This is a genomic window from Dethiosulfatibacter sp. (assembly GCF_983023055.1).
In genome coordinates, this window is record NZ_CEZJXU010000449.1 from 1 (window position 1) to 2,076 (window position 2,076).

At 37.0% G+C, this 2,076-nt stretch carries 2 protein-coding genes and 1 pseudogene; all 3 read right to left on the reverse strand.

Going from position 1 to position 2,076, the window contains the following annotated elements; translation table 11 throughout:
- Positions 1 to 360 (reverse strand): annotated as a pseudogene (locus AC3AX0_RS12275) (ABC transporter substrate-binding protein); the annotation flags it as partial.
- A 260-nt stretch (positions 361 to 620) separates the two neighbouring features.
- Positions 621 to 1,511 (reverse strand): ribokinase, encoded by an 891-nt coding sequence (gene rbsK / locus AC3AX0_RS12280; protein ID WP_487550568.1) that lies wholly within the window; start codon positions 1,509 to 1,511, stop codon positions 621 to 623.
- 14 nt (positions 1,512 to 1,525) lie between these two features.
- Positions 1,526 to 2,076: substrate-binding domain-containing protein (locus AC3AX0_RS12285; protein ID WP_487550569.1), on the reverse strand; the 551-nt coding region annotated here is incomplete at its 5' end.

The window sequence follows — 2,076 nt, forward strand, 5'->3', positions numbered from 1 at the left end:
CTGGATAAGACCTTCCTGCCATGCCTGAAGAAGTACATTCGAATTTGGAAGCAATACGTCTATGGTTCCAAGTCCGCCTGTTCTAAGCATAGTAAGCATTTCCTCTAGGGATGTGAAGTAAACATGCTCAACCTTACAGTTGTACATTTCTTCAAATACCTTTGCAGAATAATCAGCATCAGAACCGTAACCCTTCCAGTTAAGCACTGTCAAAGTCTTCATTTCTTCAGTAGGCTCCTCCGCTGGTTCAACTGGCTCTTCAGTATCTGCAGGCTCAGTTGGTTCATCCTTCGGGGAACACCCAATAAACATAGTTCCCAACATTACAACAATAATCAGTAACGCAATAAACTTTTTCATAATTCTCCTCCTAGTTTTAGATCACAATTATAGTTGAGTCAATTCTTGTGATATAAAGTATATAGATGGTTCAACTGTATACTTTATATTGCACGAATAGTAACAAACCTTATTGCGAATTAAAACTTCCCTAATTTATTTTTAATGTCAGTAATAATCTGACATCAAAGACCTAATCCAAATTTCGTTTTACCTTCAAACTTATTATGAAATAAAACTCCCTTAATTTTATAAAATCCAACGACAAGCTAAGTTCATCATTAAATTCTCATCCTTTTTTCAACTTCTTCAAAAGTCGGCATACCTTCCTGTGCTCCGAATTTTTCTACAGAAATGCCGCTTGCATACTGGGCTGATTTCATTGCTTCTTCTATACCCATTCCATCGGCAAGGAATTTTACCAATGCTCCAGAAAAGGTGTCTCCTGCTCCAGTAGTGTCCACTACATTAACATCGTCTATTATCGGTATATTTACTATGTCGCTTCCGTTAAAATATGATGCGCCATTTTCTCCAAGCGTAACTATAATCTTTCCAGGATATTTTCTAAGTATTTCTTCTATATCTTCCTCACCTTCAAACATAAGGACTGCTTCATGTTCGTTCGGAGTGATATAGTCAGACATTTCTATTGATTCAGGACTGATTTTATCAATGGGAGCTGGATTTATAATAACTCTTATATCATTGTCATGACACAAATTCACTACATATTCCACAGTTTCCATAGGTATCTCGTACTGCATAAGAACAAATTCCGATCCAAGGATTTCATCCTTTACGCTTTCAATATATTCTGTATCGACACAATCATTAGCACCCTTCACCACTATTATGCTGTTATCATTTTCAGCTACAGTTATGCTAGCAACTCCTGTAGCAATACTCTCAACTTTTTTGACATTTTCAGTGTCCACACCATTGTCTCTGAGGTTTTTAATCATGATATCGCCATAAACATCATCACCTACACATCCAAACATTTTAACATTACCGCCAAGTCTTGCTATTGCGACTGCCTGATTGGCACCTTTTCCTCCTGGATGGATGGAAAAGCCATCTCCAAATATAGTCTCTCCCTTCACGGGTCTTTTCTGTGCTTCAACTACCAGGTCTACATTAATACTCCCTATAACAGATATGCGCTTCATAATCTACACCTCTTCTATTTTGTAGTGTCCCTATTCACAAGTTTTACAGGTAATACTATATCCTTGTTTATATATTTTTTATCATTTATTATGTCTACTATTACATCGACTGCAAGTTTTCCAAGAGTATCAATAGGTTGGGCTATGGTTGTCAATCCAGGCGTCAACAACTCACTAAACATTATATCGTCATATCCTACCAGCTGAAGGTCATCAGGTATTTTTATATTCCTTTCAAAAGCCTGTTTTACAACCGCATATGCTATGAGATCGTTTCCAGTAAATATTCCATCAATATCCTCATGATTGTCAAACAACTCAATTGCGGCCTTTCTTCCAGATTCATAATCATATTCACTGAAAATTAGAACTGATTTTATGCCTGTTTTGTCCACGGCATCCAAAAAACCATCGATACGTTCATTCTTGTCTTTATGAAGTTTACGCTTTCCTATGTATGCTATATTCTTGCATCCTTTTTCAACAAGCTCCTTTCCCGCCATTAAGCCGCCTTCATAATGATTGCTCCTTATGATTGGATGGCTATTGTAAATATCCACGCCGT

What these genes read in the sequence shown, in the direction of transcription:
- rbsK (WP_487550568.1), bottom strand. Translation starts at nt 1,511, where the DNA reads ATGAAGCGCATATCTGTTATAGGGAGTATTAATGTAGACCTGGTAGTT.